The sequence below is a fragment of the Nocardia sp. JW2 genome, from assembly GCF_051843015.1.
Classification (GTDB): Bacteria; Actinomycetota; Actinomycetes; order Mycobacteriales; family Mycobacteriaceae; genus Nocardia; species Nocardia coubleae.
Genome location: NZ_JBPXLK010000010.1, coordinates 209,157 through 224,394 on the forward strand (window position 1 = coordinate 209,157; position 15,238 = coordinate 224,394).

Annotated in this window: 18 protein-coding genes and 1 tRNA gene; 15 read left to right on the plus strand and 4 right to left on the minus strand. The window is 67.3% G+C overall.

Features of this window, described 5'->3' with window-relative positions; genetic code table 11:
* Window positions 1–209 precede the first annotated feature (209 nt).
* The 12 genes from ACSVDM_RS16865 (at window position 210) to ACSVDM_RS16920 (ending at window position 9,328) form a co-directional block, all read left to right on the plus strand.
* Window positions 210–343: transfer RNA gene (locus ACSVDM_RS16865), tRNA-Arg, on the plus strand.
* Between the two features lie 76 nt (window positions 344–419).
* Window positions 420–722 carry a hypothetical protein gene (locus ACSVDM_RS16870; protein ID WP_157105141.1) on the plus strand — a complete coding sequence of 101 codons (303 nt, stop codon included), beginning with the start codon at window positions 420–422 and terminating at the stop codon, window positions 720–722.
* Window positions 719–2,014 carry a glycosyltransferase gene (locus tag ACSVDM_RS16875; protein ID WP_439266041.1) on the plus strand — a complete coding sequence of 432 codons (1,296 nt, stop codon included), beginning with the start codon at window positions 719–721 and terminating at the stop codon, window positions 2,012–2,014. The genes ACSVDM_RS16870 and ACSVDM_RS16875 overlap by 4 nt, the downstream gene beginning before the upstream one ends.
* On the plus strand, window positions 1,998–3,041 hold the full coding sequence (gene gmd, locus ACSVDM_RS16880; RefSeq protein WP_067643687.1) for a GDP-mannose 4,6-dehydratase: 1,044 nt from the start codon (window positions 1,998–2,000) through the stop codon (window positions 3,039–3,041). The genes ACSVDM_RS16875 and gmd overlap by 17 nt, the downstream gene beginning before the upstream one ends.
* Window positions 3,038–4,015 (plus strand): GDP-L-fucose synthase family protein, encoded by a 978-nt coding sequence (locus ACSVDM_RS16885; RefSeq protein WP_439266043.1) that lies wholly within the window; start codon window positions 3,038–3,040, stop codon window positions 4,013–4,015. Before gmd ends, ACSVDM_RS16885 begins: the two co-directional genes overlap by 4 nt.
* A complete protein-coding gene (locus ACSVDM_RS16890) occupies window positions 4,012–4,536 on the plus strand; it encodes a putative colanic acid biosynthesis acetyltransferase (RefSeq protein WP_439266045.1) in 525 nt (174 codons plus the stop codon). The genes ACSVDM_RS16885 and ACSVDM_RS16890 overlap by 4 nt, the downstream gene beginning before the upstream one ends.
* A gap of 1 nt (window position 4,537) precedes the next feature.
* Window positions 4,538–5,677, plus strand: coding sequence for a glycosyltransferase (locus ACSVDM_RS16895; RefSeq protein WP_439266047.1), 1,140 nt, complete (start codon window positions 4,538–4,540; stop codon window positions 5,675–5,677).
* Window positions 5,674–6,882 carry a lipase family protein gene (locus ACSVDM_RS16900; RefSeq protein ID WP_439266049.1) on the plus strand — a complete coding sequence of 403 codons (1,209 nt, stop codon included), beginning with the start codon at window positions 5,674–5,676 and terminating at the stop codon, window positions 6,880–6,882. Before ACSVDM_RS16895 ends, ACSVDM_RS16900 begins: the two co-directional genes overlap by 4 nt.
* Window positions 6,876–7,637, plus strand: coding sequence for a hypothetical protein (locus ACSVDM_RS16905; RefSeq protein WP_439266051.1), 762 nt, complete (start codon window positions 6,876–6,878; stop codon window positions 7,635–7,637). Before ACSVDM_RS16900 ends, ACSVDM_RS16905 begins: the two co-directional genes overlap by 7 nt.
* A 264-nt stretch (window positions 7,638–7,901) precedes the next feature.
* Window positions 7,902–8,345: a helix-turn-helix domain-containing protein gene (locus ACSVDM_RS16910; RefSeq protein WP_439266053.1), complete on the plus strand. Its 444-nt coding sequence runs from the start codon at window positions 7,902–7,904 to the stop codon at window positions 8,343–8,345.
* 59 nt (window positions 8,346–8,404) lie between these two features.
* Entirely contained in the window at window positions 8,405–8,704 is a 300-nt protein-coding gene (locus ACSVDM_RS16915) for a HepT-like ribonuclease domain-containing protein (RefSeq protein WP_439266055.1), read from the plus strand.
* A 48-nt stretch (window positions 8,705–8,752) separates the two neighbouring features.
* Window positions 8,753–9,328 (plus strand): HD domain-containing protein, encoded by a 576-nt coding sequence (locus ACSVDM_RS16920; RefSeq protein WP_439266120.1) that lies wholly within the window; start codon window positions 8,753–8,755, stop codon window positions 9,326–9,328.
* Window positions 9,329–9,352: 24 nt separating this feature from the next.
* Here the strand turns inward: ACSVDM_RS16920 and ACSVDM_RS16925 are convergent, their stop codons facing one another.
* Window positions 9,353–9,937, minus strand: coding sequence for a cysteine hydrolase family protein (locus ACSVDM_RS16925; protein ID WP_439266057.1), 585 nt, complete (start codon window positions 9,935–9,937; stop codon window positions 9,353–9,355).
* A gap of 78 nt (window positions 9,938–10,015) precedes the next feature.
* Between ACSVDM_RS16925 and ACSVDM_RS16930 the strand changes: the two genes are divergently transcribed.
* The 3 genes from ACSVDM_RS16930 to ACSVDM_RS16940 all read left to right on the plus strand — a co-directional run bounded on the left by ACSVDM_RS16930 (window position 10,016) and on the right by ACSVDM_RS16940 (window position 11,805).
* Entirely contained in the window at window positions 10,016–10,993 is a 978-nt protein-coding gene (locus ACSVDM_RS16930) for a GlxA family transcriptional regulator (protein WP_439266059.1), read from the plus strand.
* Between the two features lie 272 nt (window positions 10,994–11,265).
* On the plus strand, window positions 11,266–11,604 hold the full coding sequence (locus tag ACSVDM_RS16935; RefSeq protein ID WP_439266061.1) for a hypothetical protein: 339 nt from the start codon (window positions 11,266–11,268) through the stop codon (window positions 11,602–11,604).
* Between the two features lie 51 nt (window positions 11,605–11,655).
* On the plus strand, window positions 11,656–11,805 hold the full coding sequence (locus tag ACSVDM_RS16940) for a hypothetical protein (protein ID WP_357150644.1): 150 nt from the start codon (window positions 11,656–11,658) through the stop codon (window positions 11,803–11,805).
* 58 nt (window positions 11,806–11,863) lie between these two features.
* On the opposite strand, the gene ACSVDM_RS16945 is transcribed toward ACSVDM_RS16940, so the two are convergent.
* The 3 genes from ACSVDM_RS16945 to ACSVDM_RS16955 form a co-directional block, all read right to left on the minus strand.
* Window positions 11,864–12,577 carry an MmyB family transcriptional regulator gene (locus ACSVDM_RS16945; protein ID WP_067643721.1) on the minus strand — a complete coding sequence of 238 codons (714 nt, stop codon included), beginning with the start codon at window positions 12,575–12,577 and terminating at the stop codon, window positions 11,864–11,866.
* A gap of 118 nt (window positions 12,578–12,695) precedes the next feature.
* Entirely contained in the window at window positions 12,696–13,937 is a 1,242-nt protein-coding gene (locus tag ACSVDM_RS16950; RefSeq protein WP_439266063.1) for an SGNH/GDSL hydrolase family protein, read from the minus strand.
* Window positions 13,938–13,963: 26 nt separating this feature from the next.
* Complete coding sequence (locus ACSVDM_RS16955) at window positions 13,964–15,154, minus strand: MFS transporter (protein ID WP_439266065.1); 1,191 nt, start codon at window positions 15,152–15,154, stop codon at window positions 13,964–13,966.
* Window positions 15,155–15,238: the final 84 nt, after the last annotated feature.

The following is a 15,238-nucleotide window of genomic DNA, read 5'->3' on the forward strand; positions in this document are numbered from 1 at the left end:
ACGCGATGTCGATCTGGGGCGGCCGGAATCCGGCGTTCAACCCCGTGTCGGGGTTCCCGCTGGACACCATCGCCGACGCGCACAGCCGTGGTGCCCGGTGGATGCAGCCGGTGTCGATGCAGGACTACCGTCCGCGCAACGGCATTTTCGACGAGGCAGGCAATACCGAGAACCTGCGCAATACGTGGACCATCGCGATCGCGGGCGGCGCGGACTGGGTGCAGCTGGTCACCTGGAACGACCACAGCGAAGGCACATCGTTCGCGCCATCGATGTACCACGGCGGCGCGTTGCTCGGGCTGTCGTCGTACTACCTGCGCTGGTTCAAGTCCGGCCGTCCGCCCGCGATCGAGCGCGACGAGCTGTACCTGACCCATCGGCAGCAACTGGTCGCGACGCGGCCGACGTACCCGCAGACCGTGCTGATGACCCTCCGGCCGGGCAGCACCCCGGCGCGGGACGAAGCCGAAGCGCTCGTCCTGCTGCGCGAGCCGGGCACGGTTGCCGTGCGCGCGGGCAGCCAGGTCGCCCGCTGCACGTTGCCCGCCGGTCTCGGCATCTGCGCGGTGTCGTTGCCCGGCGGCGAGTCCGACGTCACCGTCAGCGCCTACCTGGAGCGCGCGGGTGACGTCGTGCTGGTGGCGAGCTCACCGTGGCCGGTGCGGGCACATCCGCCGGTTCAGGACCTGCAATACACCGCCACGATGGGAGTCGCCCCGTGACCAGTCTGCTATCGATCGTGATCGCCGGTCTGAACTATGCGCCGGAGAGCACCGGAATCGCGCCCTACACCACCGGCGTCGCCGCAGGCTTGCGTGCGCGCGGACACCGGATTCGGGTGTTGACCGGGCTGCCGCACTATCCGCAATGGCGACTGCAGCCGGGTTTCGACGACCCGGCGGCGTTGCGCACCGAAATCGATGGTGTCGCGGTGCGACGACTCCGGCACTTCGTTCCGGATCCGCCCAGCGGGTTGGGGCGGGTTCGGATGGAGGCGAGCTTCGGTGCGCGGCAAGCCGCCGCCTTGCCGTCCGACGATGTCGATGCCGTTGTGTTCGTCAGCCCGGCGATGTTGTCGACCGCTGCGGGGCTCCTCCGGCTTCGATTGGCTCGCAGTAACTCTCGTCCCGCAGTCGGTGTCTGGGTGCAGGATCTCTACAGCCGGGGCGTGGTGGAGACGGGTGCGATGAGTGGCAGGCCCGCCCAGCTGGCCGCCGCATTCGAATCGGGTGTGTTGCGGGCCGCCGACGGTGTCGTGGCCATCCACGACCGCTTCAAATCCACCATGACGTCGGAGCTTCGGGTTCCGGCGGAGCGGATCACGGTGATCCGCAACTGGACTCACCTGCGTCCCGCGCCGGTGATCGATCGTGCGGCGGCGCGACGCAAGCTGGGCTGGGACGACGAGACGGTGATCGTGCTGCACACCGGGAACATGGGCGCCAAACAAGGTTTGGAGCATGTGATCGCGGCCGCCGGTCACGCGCAGCGACACGGAGAACCGGTGCGATTCGTCCTGGTCGGCGGCGGTAACCAGCGTCCCCAGTTGGAGGCCGCGGGCCGCGGGATCGACACCCTGCGGTTCCTCGACTCGCTGCCCGACGGTGACTACCAGCAGGCGCTGGCCGCCGCGGATGTGCTGTTGGTGAACGAGCGCCCCGGCGTCGGTGAGATGGCCGTGCCGAGCAAGCTCACCTCGTACTTCACCACCGGTAACCCCGTCATCGCGGCAACCGACGCCGACAGCATCACCGCAGCGGAGATCCGCGCGTCCGGCGGCGGTCTCGTTGTCGCACCGGATGATCCGGCACAGCTGGTGCGCACAGCCCTCGAACTGGGCCGCGATCGCGAGCGAGCCGCCGCGCTCGGCGCCGCGGGCAGGCAGTTCTGTGCACGCACGCTGTCGCAAACACATGCCATTGATCAGTTCGAACAGTGGCTCACCGACCTGGTCGAGACCAAGGCCAGGCACAGCAAGGGTAGGAGGGGCAGCCACCGTGACGCAGTCCGGTAAGCGAGCACTGATAACAGGCATCACCGGTCAGGACGGTTCGTATCTGGCGGAGCTGCTGCTCAGCAAGGGTTACGAGGTGCACGGCTTGATCCGGCGTGCCTCCACGTTCAACACCGCGCGCATCGATCATCTGTACCAGGACCCGCACGACCCGCAGGCCCGGCTGTTCCTGCACTACGGGGATCTGTCCGACGGCGCACGCCTGGTGACGCTCTTGCGCCAGATCCAGCCCGACGAGGTGTACAACCTGGCGGCGCAATCGCACGTGCGCGTCAGCTTCGACGAGCCCGAACACACCGGCAACACCACCGGACTCGGCACTGTGCGGTTGCTCGAGGCGGTCCGGATGGTCGGTGCGGACTGCCGTTACTACCAGGCGTCCACCTCGGAGTTGTTCGGTGCGACACCGCCGCCGCAGAACGAGGAGACCCCGTTCTATCCGCGTTCCCCGTATGGCGCGGCGAAGATCTACTCCTACTGGATCGCCCGCAACTACCGCGAGGCGTACGGGATGTACGTGGTCAACGGCATCCTGTTCAACCACGAGTCGCCGCGTCGCGGGGAAACCTTCGTGACACGCAAGATCACGCGTGCGGTCGCCCGGATCGCCGCCGGGCTGGAACAGCACGTGTACCTGGGGAATCTGGATTCGATCCGGGACTGGGGGTACGCCCCCGAGTACGTCGAGGGTATGTGGCGGATGCTGCAAGCCGATGAGCCGGACGACTACGTACTGGCCACCGGCGGCTCGTACACGGTGCGCGATTTCGTGGTCGCGGCCTTCGAGCGTGCCGGGCTCGACTGGACCGAGCACGTCCGGTTCGACGAGCGCTACCTCCGCCCGACCGAGGTCGATGCGCTGGTCGGCGACGCGAGCAAGGCGGAGCGGTTGCTCGGCTGGAAGGCCGGGGTGCACACCCCGGAGCTCGCGGCGATCATGGTCGACGCCGACATCGCGGCGCTCGAACATGCGGGCAAGCCCTGGATCGATCGGCCCGCCCTCGCGGAGTGGAGCACCGCCCGATGAGCGTGGATGCCGGTGCGGTCCACCCGCTGGACCGCGATGCGACGGTCTACATCGCAGGCCATCGCGGGCTGGTCGGCTCCGCGGTCTGGCGGGCGTTCGAGCGTGCCGGGTTCGGCAACCTGATCGGCCGGAGCTCAGCGGAGCTCGACCTGCGTGATCGTGGTGCGGTGTTCGAGTTCCTCGGCGCTGCCCGGCCCGACGTCGTTGTGCTGGCGGCGGCGCGGGTGGGTGGTATCCAGGCCAACAACACCTATCCGGTGGATTTCCTGTCCGACAACCTGCAGATTCAGGTCAATGTGCTCGATGCCGCTGTGGCGGTGCGGGTTCCGCGGCTGCTGTTCCTCGGCTCGTCGTGCATCTATCCCAAGCACGCGCCGCAGCCGATCAAAGAGGAATACCTGCTCACCGGGCATCTGGAGCCGACCAACGATGCCTACGCCATCGCCAAGATCGCGGGAATTCTCCAGGTTCAGGCAGTGCGCCGGCAGTACGGACTGCCCTGGATCTCGGCGATGCCGACCAACCTCTACGGTGTCGGCGACAACTTCTCCGCCCAGTCCTCGCACGTGCTGCCCGCGCTGATCCGCCGCTACAACGAGGCCGCACGCGATGGCATCGCAGAGGTGACGAACTGGGGTAGTGGCCGACCGCTGCGTGAATTCCTCCACGTGGACGACATGGCTCGCGCCTGTCTGCACCTGCTCGACCACTACGACGGTGCCGAACACGTCAATGTCGGTACCGGCAGCGATGTTTCGATCGCCGAGGTCGCCGGGCTCGTCGCCGACGCCGTGGGCTTCACCGGGCGAACCCACTGGGACACCACCAAACCGGACGGCACTCCGCGCAAGCTGCTCGACGTCTCGAAGCTGCGCGCGCTCGGTTGGGAACCGCGGGTCGAGTTGGCCGCGGGCATCGCGGACACGGTCGCGTGGTACCGGGAGCACGAGGAGACCGCGCGGGGGTTGGTGTGACGCGTTCGCTGGCCGGGTTCACCGGTGCGGGATACGACAAGGGCCGTCCCGTTGCCGTCCAGATCGCGTGGCTCGCGGTGGCCGGTGTGCTCGCCAAGTGGTGGTGCCCGAACCGGTTGCGCGTGGCTGTCCTTCGTGCCTTCGGAGCGAGCATCGAACCAGGGGTACTCATCCGGCATCGGGTGCGGATCCACTGGCCGTGGAAGCTGTCGGTCGGCGCGGACAGCTGGATCGGCGAGGACGTCTGGATCCTCAACCTGGAGCCGGTGACGATCGGCGCGAATGTCTGTGTGTCGCAGGGTGTTCTGCTGTGTACCGGCAGTCACGACCGGCACTCGCCGACCTTCGAGTTCGACAATGCGCCGATTGCTGTGCACGACGGTGCTTGGCTCGGTACCCGGTCGACGGTGCTGCGCGGCGTCACGATCGGTGCGCGGGCCACCGTGGGGGCGACCGCCTTGGTCACCGCTGATGTCGCGACCGACGCCACGATGCTCGCGCCGCGTGCGATGGCGGTGTGAGATGCGGGTTCTGCATGTCGTGACGCTGTTCTCACCCGACGGCGCGTACGGCGGTCCGGTTCGGGTGGCCTGCAATCAGGCGCGGGCACTGACGGACCGTGGTCATCGAGTGGCGTTGACGGCGGCGGTATCCGGAGCCGATGCGGTGCCCGGCGAGCTGGAGGTGCACGGTTTTCCGGCCGGCACCGCCATCCCGGGAGCCGGGTTCGCGGGGCTCCGGGCCCGCGGGATGATTTCCTGGCTGCGCCGGAACGTGCGTGAGTTCGATGTGGTGCACGTACATCTGGCGCGTGACCTCGTCACCCTGCCCGCCGCGCGCATCGTGCTCGCGGCCGGCGTGCCGCTGGTCCTGCAGACACACGGCATGATCGACCCGAGCGACAAGCTGCTCGCCCGGCCGCTCGACCGCTTCTGGACGGTCCCGACCCTGCGTGCTGCCGCGGCGGTGCTGCACCTGACCGCGCGGGAGGCAGCAGACCTGACGGCCGTGGCCGGGCAGCAGCTTCCGTTGCGGGAACTGCAAAACGGTGTCCCGATTCCCTCGGTGGAACGGCCCGATGCCGGACCCGACGAGGTGCCCGAAGTGCTTTACCTGGCGCGATTGCAGGCCAGGAAGCGGCCGGAACTGTTCGTGCGCATGGCCGCACGCCTGCGCGACGAAGGCATCCCGGCACGGTTTCGGATGGTTGGTCCCGACGAGGGCTCGGCCGTCGCGATCGAGAAGCTGATCGACGACCTGGTGACACCGGTGCGCTGGGAGGGCGCGCTGGCACCGCAGCATACGGCCGGACGCATGGCGCGGGCCGGCGTGTATGTGCTGCCATCGGTCGACGAGCCGTACCCGATGAGCGTGCTGGAGGCGATGGCGCTCGGTTTGCCGGTTGTCGTCACCGACACCTGCGGGCTCGCGCCGCTGATCGAAGACAACGGATGCGGCATCGTGGTGCGTTCGGACGATCTGGAAGCGCTCACCACGGCGACGCGGAAGTTGCTGCAGCAGCTGCGGCTTCGACGTGAAATGGGCGAGGCCGGTGCTCGTTTGGCCCGCACGCAGCTGTCGATGGCCGGTGTGGCCGAACGGCTCGAGCAGGTCTATCGCGGAGTCTGCGCGGTGCGACCCGATCAGGTGGAAAGTCGGTGAGGAAACGAATACTGGCTGCGGTTGTCGTGTGCACAGCCGCGGTGCTGCAAGCCGGATGCACCCTGACAGCCGCCACCGACAACCCGGCGACGGAGTTCGTAGACGCTCCGGCTCCACAGCTCTCCGGTGAAGTGTTGCGTGAGCGCGGCGGCATCGTCACCGCAACCCCGATCCGTGAGTGGAGCGCGGCACTCGACGCCGACGCCGATCGCGGCTGGACTGTCACCTACCGCAGTGTGTCCGGTGTGGACGGCTCCCTACGGGACGTCTCGGGGGTCGTGTTCGTCCCGACCGGTGAAGCCCCCGAGGGCGGCTGGCCGGTACTGAGTTATGGGCACGGCGCAACCGGACTCGATCCGAGCTGCGGTACCTCTGGACACACGGATCTGCTCGGCTACGACCTGGCCGTTGCCTCACTGCTGCAACTGGGATTTGTGGTGGCGATGACCGACTTCCAGGGGTGGGGCGCCGGCGGCGGCGCCAACGCCTATCTCGAACCGAAAACCGCCGCTTACAACATGATCGACGCCGTACGCGCGGCCAGAGCATTGGTACACGAAGCCTCCGCGACCTGGTATGCGGTCGGCGCATCCGAAGGTGGCCACGCGGCCTGGGCGGCGAACGAGTACGCCGCGACATACGGCGACGGGCTGGACTTCCGTGGTTCGGCATCGAGTGCGCCGATGGCCGACCTCAGTGGCATCGTCGCGCTGGCGCAGTCGGGTTGGTTGTCGCACGAACAGCAGATGTGGTTGCCGATGGTGTTGGCGGGCCTGTCCAATCACCGGTCGGAACTGAACGCCGGTGACTATCTGCACGGGCCACTCGAGCACGGCGAATCGATGTGGTCGGCGTGTACCGGACCGCACGCCGACCAACGTGAGCAGGTGCTCGAGTCGCTCACAGCACGTGACACCGAACCGGTATCGGATGCGGCCGCGGCTCGGTTGAAGCAGGCCTTCGCATCGATCGCACTGCCACAGCGCCGGGCATCCGGGCCCATGTTGGTCATTACCGGTGCGGCTGATCAGAAGGTGAATGTCTCATGGGTACGTCAGGCAGTCCGGACCGCATGCCGCAACGGCGGCACAATCGAATTCATCGTCCGCCCGGACGAGGGGCACGGCACTCTCGTGGCAGGCCCGCAGATCGGGGCGTGGTTGCTGGAACGGCTGGCCGGGAAACCCGCACGCAATACGTGCTGATCCGCGTAACGCTCGCCCTCGCGGCCGCGTTGACGGTGGTGGCCGTGATCTTCGGTGTGCAGGCCACCGACCGCCGGATAGCCGCGGGCGTCCAGCCCGCTGCCGACGGCGGCCAGTCCCGGGGACTCGGCCCGGTGCCGAGCGATCACGGCGCGCCGCTGACGGTCGACTTCGCCGTACTTCCCGACGGCCCGCTGCCCACGGAGATCGGTGGGCGCACGTTTCGTGCGGCCGCCATCAGCAAGGGCGCCATGCCGGTCGTCGAAGCCGGCCAGCTGGTACACGAGCGCGCCACGGCCGACAACTCCGCCGGCTACGTGGAATCGATCCTGGACGCGCCCGTCCAGCGGCTCGGTGCCACCGTGCGGTTCGTCGAGGGCGGGGGATCGGTCGCCCTGACGATGTGGCAGAACTCGCTGGTCGACTCGTTGGTCGATCGACGGGGCATGCCCAATGCCGGTGTCCAATTCATCATCGACAGCACTCATTGGCAACTCGCGGTGTGGGACGCGACCGCAGGCCACAGCGTCGTCCTCGCCACCGAGCCCCATTCCGGCGCCCCCGTCGGAACCCCGCTCTCATTCGAAGTCCGCCGCAACGGTGACACCGCCACCGTCGCCCTGTCCGACGGTGGTCGGCGCATGATCACCGACCCCCGCATCGCAGCCTGGTCGGGCACCTCGGCGTGCTGGCAGCTCTACGAGTTCGAATCTGGTCGAGAACCGGCCACACTCACCGCGATCTGGGCGGCGTAACGACCTGACGCGGCGCCCTAGAATGTCGGTGCGAAGGTGTGTGGGATTGGGTGACAAGGGGTTTCGGTGACGAGCTTGGGCGGCCTGGAGTGGCCTACGTGGGTGCTGGCGAAATTGCTGACCGGTTCGAGCACATTGCTGCAGGTGTTGATCGCCGGCTCCGCTTCTTGACCGCTCACCACTGCTCCACCAGTCGTCGGGTCGCGCCTGGGTGCGATCCATATGACCTTGGCCCGGCGATATATCATCCGATATCATAGAGGCATGGAAACTGTGCGTGACCTGCGCCGCGCCGCTGGCTTGACCCAGGCTGAGCTGGCGCAGCGATCCGGTGTCGCTCAGTCCAACATCGCCGCCTATGAGAGCGGGAAGCGGCGGCCTTCGGCGACAATGTTGAGTCGGCTGCGGGAGGCGGCCAAACCACGCCCGTCCGGAGTGATCGCTCAGCACCGGGATCAGATCATCGCACTGGCGTTGCGGCACAAGGCAAACCGAGTGCGCGTCTTCGGTTCGGTGTCGCGGGGCGAAGATGTTTCGGGTAGTGACGTCGATCTGCTTGTGCGGTTCGATGCCGACGCGGATCTGGTCGATATGGCCGAGCTGATGCTCGACTTGGAGGAGCTAACCGGCCTGCATGTCGATCTGGTATCCGAAGGTGGGCTGCCGCCAGGTCCGCACCCGATCCGGGACGAGGCCAAGCCGCTGTGAGCGGCCACCGTGCCGAACGAACAGCCAAGAGCCTTCGAGACTTCCTCACCTTCAGTGAGATGGCGGCCAGAATCGTCAGCGGCGGCAAATCCGCTTACGATTCCGACGAGATCACCAGGCTGGCGGCCGAGGCAGTTCTGCACCGATTAGGCGAGTCGGTGGCGCGGCTGCCGGAGGAATTCATGGCCGCGCATCCGGAGGTCGCCTGGCGCGGGGTCAAGGCTACGAGGAATCTGGTCGCGCACAACTATGACGCTGTCGACCACAACATCCTCTGGAACCTCCTCGCGAACCGCTTGCCGAGGGAAGCCACAGCGGTCCGCCAGATACTGGCTCAGCTCGAACTTGCCGAGGGCTGAGATCCCAAGACCTCGTGATCATTACCGGAAGGGCCAGCGGTGAGCCGCATGCTGCTTCAACAAGCCCTGACTGATCCTGGGCTCAGACCGCTGCCCACGCGAGTGGAAGATCTCCTCCGAAATCTCGCGGCTCCACCTCGTCTGGCCGCTCATCTCCGAGCAGTTCACCACGTGGCGTGTGAGCTGGTCGACTGGGTCGACAGCCACTACCGAGGCCTGTTGTTCAACCGCGATGCTGTGCTGTTCGGCGCGGCAACACATGACATCGGAAAGATTCTTCATCCGGACGAGTTGTCGGGGCCGGGCTCGGCCCACGAGCAGGCCGGGTACGAACTGCTTGTGGCGCACGGGTTTGCCGAGGAATCGGCGCGCTTCGCGTGGACCCACGGCTCGTGGACCGCGCCCGAGGTGCGGATGGAGGACCTGCTCGTCAGCCTGGCCGACAAGGTGTGGAAGGCGAAGCGCGTTCCTGAACTCGAGGAGTTGGTGGTGCGGCACCTGGCCGTCGCTGATGGCCGGGAATCTTGGCAGGTATTCATGGCACTCGATGACGAACTCGACCGGATCGCCGCCGGTGCCGACCGGAGGCTCGCATTCCAGGCACGCTACCCGGTCGGCGCATGACCTCGCGTCGTGCGATCTGGCGGGTTATCCGACGGTGAGGGCGGCCGGGGTCGGGACAACCACTCCGTAGATATCGCCGATGGTGGCGAGGGCGGCGGCGTGGAGTTGGGGGGCGGTGACTTCGGCGAGGGGGCGGGTGGCGCAGGCGTTGGCTACGACGGTGGGTTTGTTGCCGCGGAGGAAGGCGCCTTCGGTGGTGAAGGTGACGCACATGTGGGTCATGAAGCCGGCGATGACGACGGATTCGTTGCCCGCGGCGTCGACCAGGTCGCCGAGTTCGGTGTCGACGAAGGAGTTGGGGAAGGACTTCACCACGACGGCTTCGTCGGCGGTGGGGGTGAGCTTGGGGTGGATCCGGCCGATGTCGGTGGTGATGTCGTAGGGGCTGCCCTCGCCGCTGTTGTGCATCACGTGGATGACGGTGGTGCCTGCTTGCCGGGCCTGCTCGAGCAGGTCGGCGGCGGCGTCGATGGCCTGCTCCCAGCCGGTCAGTTCCATGACACCGCGGGTGTAGGTGTTCTGGTAGTCGACCAGGATCAGGGTCGAGGTGGCGAGGGCGGCGGGGGTTTCGTCGAGGCCGCTGAGCTGGCGCAGGGTTGTGGAGGTCATGGCTCCACGCTATGGCCGGGCAGGGATGTCTGCAATGTCATGTAACCTGCAGATTCAGACATCGACAGGAGGTGGATAGTGGGACGGCTCATTGTGGTGGTGCTGTTCGAGGGGGTCGACCTGCTCGACGTGACGGGGCCGCCCGAGGTGTTCTCGCTGCTGCAGCGGGAGATGGACGAGCCGACCGGCTACGAAGTGGTGCTGGCCGCCGAGACGCTGGATCCCGTCACGACCTCGGCGGGTGTCCGGGTGCTGCCTGACGTGACGTTCGACGGGTTGGCCGGGCGCCGGATCGACACGATTGTCGTGCCGGGCGCGGTCGAGACCGATGAACGACGACAAGTTCGCGCGGTCGTGGAACCAGTTGTGGTAGAGGCTGTTTCGACGATGGCGACCGGTGCTCGCCGGGTGGCTTCGGTGTGTGTCGGGGCGCATGTGCTCGCGGCGGCGGGGTTGCTCGACGGCAAGCGCGCCACCACCCACTGGTCGACCGCGCACCAACTCGCCGCCGAGCATCCGGCGGTGCGCGTCGATGCCGATCCGATCTATATCCGCGACGACAATGTGTGGACCGGTGCGGGGCTCACCGCCTGTCTCGATCTCACGCTGGCCCTGGTCGCCGACGACTTCGGTGAGGAACTCGCGCTGCGCGTCGCCCGTCAGCTGGTGATGTTCTTGAAGCGGCCGAGCGGACAGAGCCAGTTCAGTGTTTCGCTCGAGCCGGTCTCCACCACCCGCCGCATCGACGAGTTGCGGCACTACATCGCGGGCAATATCGCCCGACCACTCACGGTGACCGAGCTGGCCGAACAGGCGCATGTGAGTGAACGCCAGCTCACGCGGATTTTCCGCACCGAGCTCGGGATGACGCCTGCCGCCTATATCGAGGCGGCGCGAGTGGAGGTCGCGCGGCAACGGCTCGAGACGAGCGACGAAACACTGCAGCGCATCGCGGCCGGCTGTGGGTTCAACACCGTCGATACGCTGGCGCGCGCCTTTCGCCGACGGCTCGACACCACGCCTGCGGAGTACCGGAATCGGTTCCGCATCGGTTGATCACTAAGCTGTCGACTTTACGGTGAATTGCTGAGTAACAAGGGGTTTCGGGTGTTCGGTATCGCGGAAGAATGGCCGACGTGGCCGGTTACGACAATGCTGTGGGCGATGACGGGCCTGATACGCCTGCTGACCAGCGGTTCGGGCGCCTGAGCAAACACTCGGCAGCCGTCTTGCCCCCCTTTCAGACGTCTGCCGCGCGAGCCTGACGCGGTGCTAGACATCATGTGCGGCGGAAATTCGCCGCAAATCTGAAAGATGAGGGGTTCACAATGGCAAAGATTCGTGCATTCGGTGTGGCGATGGTCGCGGCGGCTGGCATGTCGATGATGGGCATGGGGGTCGCGGCCGCCGAGGACCCGGCCACCGGGTCGTCGGAACTGCTGAGCGGGCTCACCTCGGGCACCGCGGAAACCGAGCCGGTCGCGGAGGAGCCCACCGGCTCGCTCGAGGGCCTGGACCTGGCGGCCCTGCTCGCCCTGCTGAGCAGCGGCTCGGGCGAGGCCGAGACCGTGGCGGAGGAGCCCGCCACCGGTTCTGCCGAAGGCCTGGATCTGGCCGCGCTGCTCGCGCTGCTGAGCAGCGGCACCGCCGAGACGCCTGCCGAGTAACAGCCCCTGGACCGGGTGCGAACGCACCGACGGGACCGGCCGTCGGTGCAGATGAGTTCTTCTCACGTTCATCCGAATTATGTGCTGCGTAATTCGGCGCTGATAAGAAGTGACTATTCGTCTAGAAGGAGAAGCATGTTCGACACCCTGGTCCAGATCCTGCCCCTGCTCGCCGCCTTCGCCTCCGGGTCGGCCGGCTGAGCATCGAGGCAGTTCAACACGGCGCCCGTCGGATTTCGACGGGCGCCGTTTTGTGTGTTTACCGCGACGGGATCATCCGGTACAGCCACCACGGACGGGTGGGGAAGGCCGGGTCGTAGATGCGAAGCAGGTAGCGCCGTTCGACGCCGGTGGTTCGGTCGCGTACGCGGACGTGTCGGCGGGCGACGTCCTGCGGCCGGATCTCGCTGGCCCACACCGCATCCCAATCGGGTGAGACCGCACAGGCGGTGGTGATCGCGGTGACGCGCTGAGTGGGAGCGAGCGGCGACAGCATGCGGAAGGCATGCACCAGCACCTGGGCTTCGGTGGTCCAGTCGAGCAGCGCCTTCTTGGCGGCCGGATTCAGGAACATCCATTCGAGCAGATTCACCCCGGCGCCGGTGCCGGGGAAGATGCGCTGGTACTCGGCGTTCGCGGCGAGCAGGTCCATGGTGGGGAAGCGCTGGTAGCAGGCCGGGTGGGTGAGACTGCCGAGGTCGGCGAGATCCTCGGTCGACGGTGCCGTCGGCGCGGCGCCGGTATCGACCGACGGCAGACCGAGCACGAGAATGTGCTTTCGGTACCACGGCGGCACATCGAGACTGTCGAAAAGCCGTTGCAGCATCGCGGTATTGGGCACCAGCGCCCCGGTCTCGATCTGCGTGACCAGCAGCGGCGCCATCTGCGCCCGAGCTGCCAGCTCCGCCCGCGCCAACCCCGCCGCCAACCGCCGCTCGCGCAAATACACACTGAGCGCAGAACTTTCAGCCATCCCAACCCCCGAGCCTCACCCCGACGACGGTAAAACCAAGAGTACGCCGCAAAGATCACCCGGAAACAACGAAACGGTCCGGAGCTCGAAAGCTCCGGACCGTCCGGGAGAGGTGAGCCTAGAGGGAGTCCAGATCGATTGCGGCGGCCATTGCTCGGTAGCCTGCGGCGTTCGGGTGCTTGTGGTCGCCGGAATCGAAGGCGGGGTCGAGGCGCTCCGGGTCGGCCGGGTCGGCGACGGCGGTGTTGAAGTCGGCGACGGCGTCGAATTCGCCGCTGGTACGGATCCATTCGTTCAGTGCGCGCAGTTTCGCGGCGGAGGTGGGGGTGTAGTACTCGGCGCCCTTCATCGGCAGGAGGGTTCCGCCGATCACACGCAGCCCGGCTCGGTGGGCGCGGGCGATCATGTCGCGGTAGCCCGCGATCAGCTGTTCGACGGTGACGACCGGATTGGGCTTGTAGGTCGGCAGGTCCACCTCAGAGAAGCCGATATCGTTCAGTCCGCCGAGCATGACGACCGTGCGGGCGCCGTCTTGGGCGAGGACGTCACGATCGAAGCGGCGCAAGGCGCTCTCGCCGTACCAGGGCGAATCGCTGATGATGGTGTTGCCGCCGATGCCCGCGTTGAGGACGGGGCGGGGAGTGCCTGCGGCGGCGAGGCGGTCGGCCAGGGCGTCGGGGTAGCGGTTGTTGCCGTCGTTGTCGGAGCCGAAACCGTCGGTGATCGAGTCACCGAACGCGACGATCCCATCCGCGGCGGCGTCGCCGCTCATCCGCACGCTCGACAGGTAGTACCAGGAGCGTGTTGTCTCGGTGAAGGCGGTCGCGTCGGCGTCGGAGGCGTGGTTGCCGGCGGCGCGGTACGACGTCGCATAGCCCTGGGCGTGGAAGGTGGCGGGCCCGGTGGGTTCGTCCAGATACAAAGTGACCGTGGCGAATTCGAGAGGAGCCAGCTGCAGCTCGGCGGGATCGCTGGTCAGGTCGGTGCCGGGGGCGATGGTGGCGGTTTCGCTGCCGTGGAAGCGAAGGGGACGCAGCGTGTCCTGATGAACGCGAGCCCCGGAATCTGTGCGGGCGATCGTGGCCGCGGCGATGCGGAGATCGGTGCGGCCGAAGCGGTTGGAGAGGGTGATCCGGGCGGAATCACCGCCGGTGGTGACCCGGACGACCTGCCGGAGTGTGTGCTGGGCGAAACCGTCGAGCGACCAGTTCGGCTCGAAGCCGGTGCTCGGCTGCTGCATCGGCACCGACCAGGCGGTGCTCGCGGTGTCGGCAGGGGCGGCCTGGGTATTGGTGCAGGCTGCGGTGAGGGTGGCGGTGATCGCGATGGCGGCGGTCATCATCTTCTTCCAGACGTGCATGGGTTCGTCGATTCTCGGTAGTCGGTCTAGCCGCGGCGCTCGAGCGCGCGGGCGAACAGGGTGGTGAGCAGGGCGGCGGCAGCCAGAGCTGCGCCGATCCAGGCGGGCGCGGTCAGGCCGAACCCGGCGTCGATGGCGGCGGCGCCGAGCCAGGAGGCCACCGCGATGCCGATATTGAAGGCGGAGATATTGGCGGCCGAGCCGAGTGCCGATTCGCCGCCCGCGGTGTCGAGTACGCGCATCTGGACGGCGGGCACGATGGCGAAACCGGTCGCGCCGAGCGCAAGGATGCTGACGGCCGCGCCGACCGGGTGCCCGGCGACTACCGCGAAGATCATCAGTACCACGGTCAGGGCGGCGAGCGCGCCGATCAGCGTAGGCAGCAGGGCGCGGTCGGCCAGTCGGCCGCCGACGATATTGCCCGCGAACAGGCCGACGCCGAAAACGACCAGCAGCCACGGGACGGCACCGTCGGGCAGGCCGGTCACCTCGGTCAGGATCGGTTCGAAGAAGGTGAACGCCGCGAAGACGGCACCGAATCCGAGCGCGGTGATCGACAGCGCCAGCCACACCTGCGGGCGAGTGAAGACCGCCAATTGCTTTGTCAGAGAGATGGATTCGCCGCGTGGCTGATGCGGAACCAGCATGAGAACGGCGAGCAGTGCGACCACCCCGACGGCGGTCACCGCCCAGAATGTCGACCGCCAGCCGAATGCCTGACCGAGCGCGGTCCCTAGCGGCACGCCGGCGACATTGGCCAGGGTGAGCCCGGTGAACATCGTGGCGATGGCGGCGGCCCGGCGGTCGGGTGCCACCAGGCTCGCCGCCACCACCGAACCGATGCCGAAGAACGCGCCGTGGGTGAGCGCGGCGACGATCCGGCCGGTGAACAGCAGTTCATAGGTGGGGGCCAGGGCCGACAACAGGTTGCCCGCGATGAAGAGGCCCATGAGTGTCGCGAGCATGGTCTTGCGAGGGACCCGCGAACCCAGCGCGGTCATCAGCGGCGCGCCGACGGCGACGCCCGCGGCATAGCCGGAAACCAGCAGGCCTGCGGTCGGGACGGAGATGGACAGGTCGTCGCCGATCACGCCCAACAGGCCGACGATGACGAATTCGGTGAGGCCGATTCCGAAGGCGCCCAGCGCAAGCGCGCCGAGGGCGAGGGTCGGCCGGTCGGTCCCCGCCCGGGGCGGGGCGGTCAGTGTCGTGGTCATGTGAGTGTGCAACTCCCTTAGTGGGAAAATTCTTCCGTTAAGGCCATTCGTGTCGGTACCCGGACGTACGGTTTCGAATGGAGT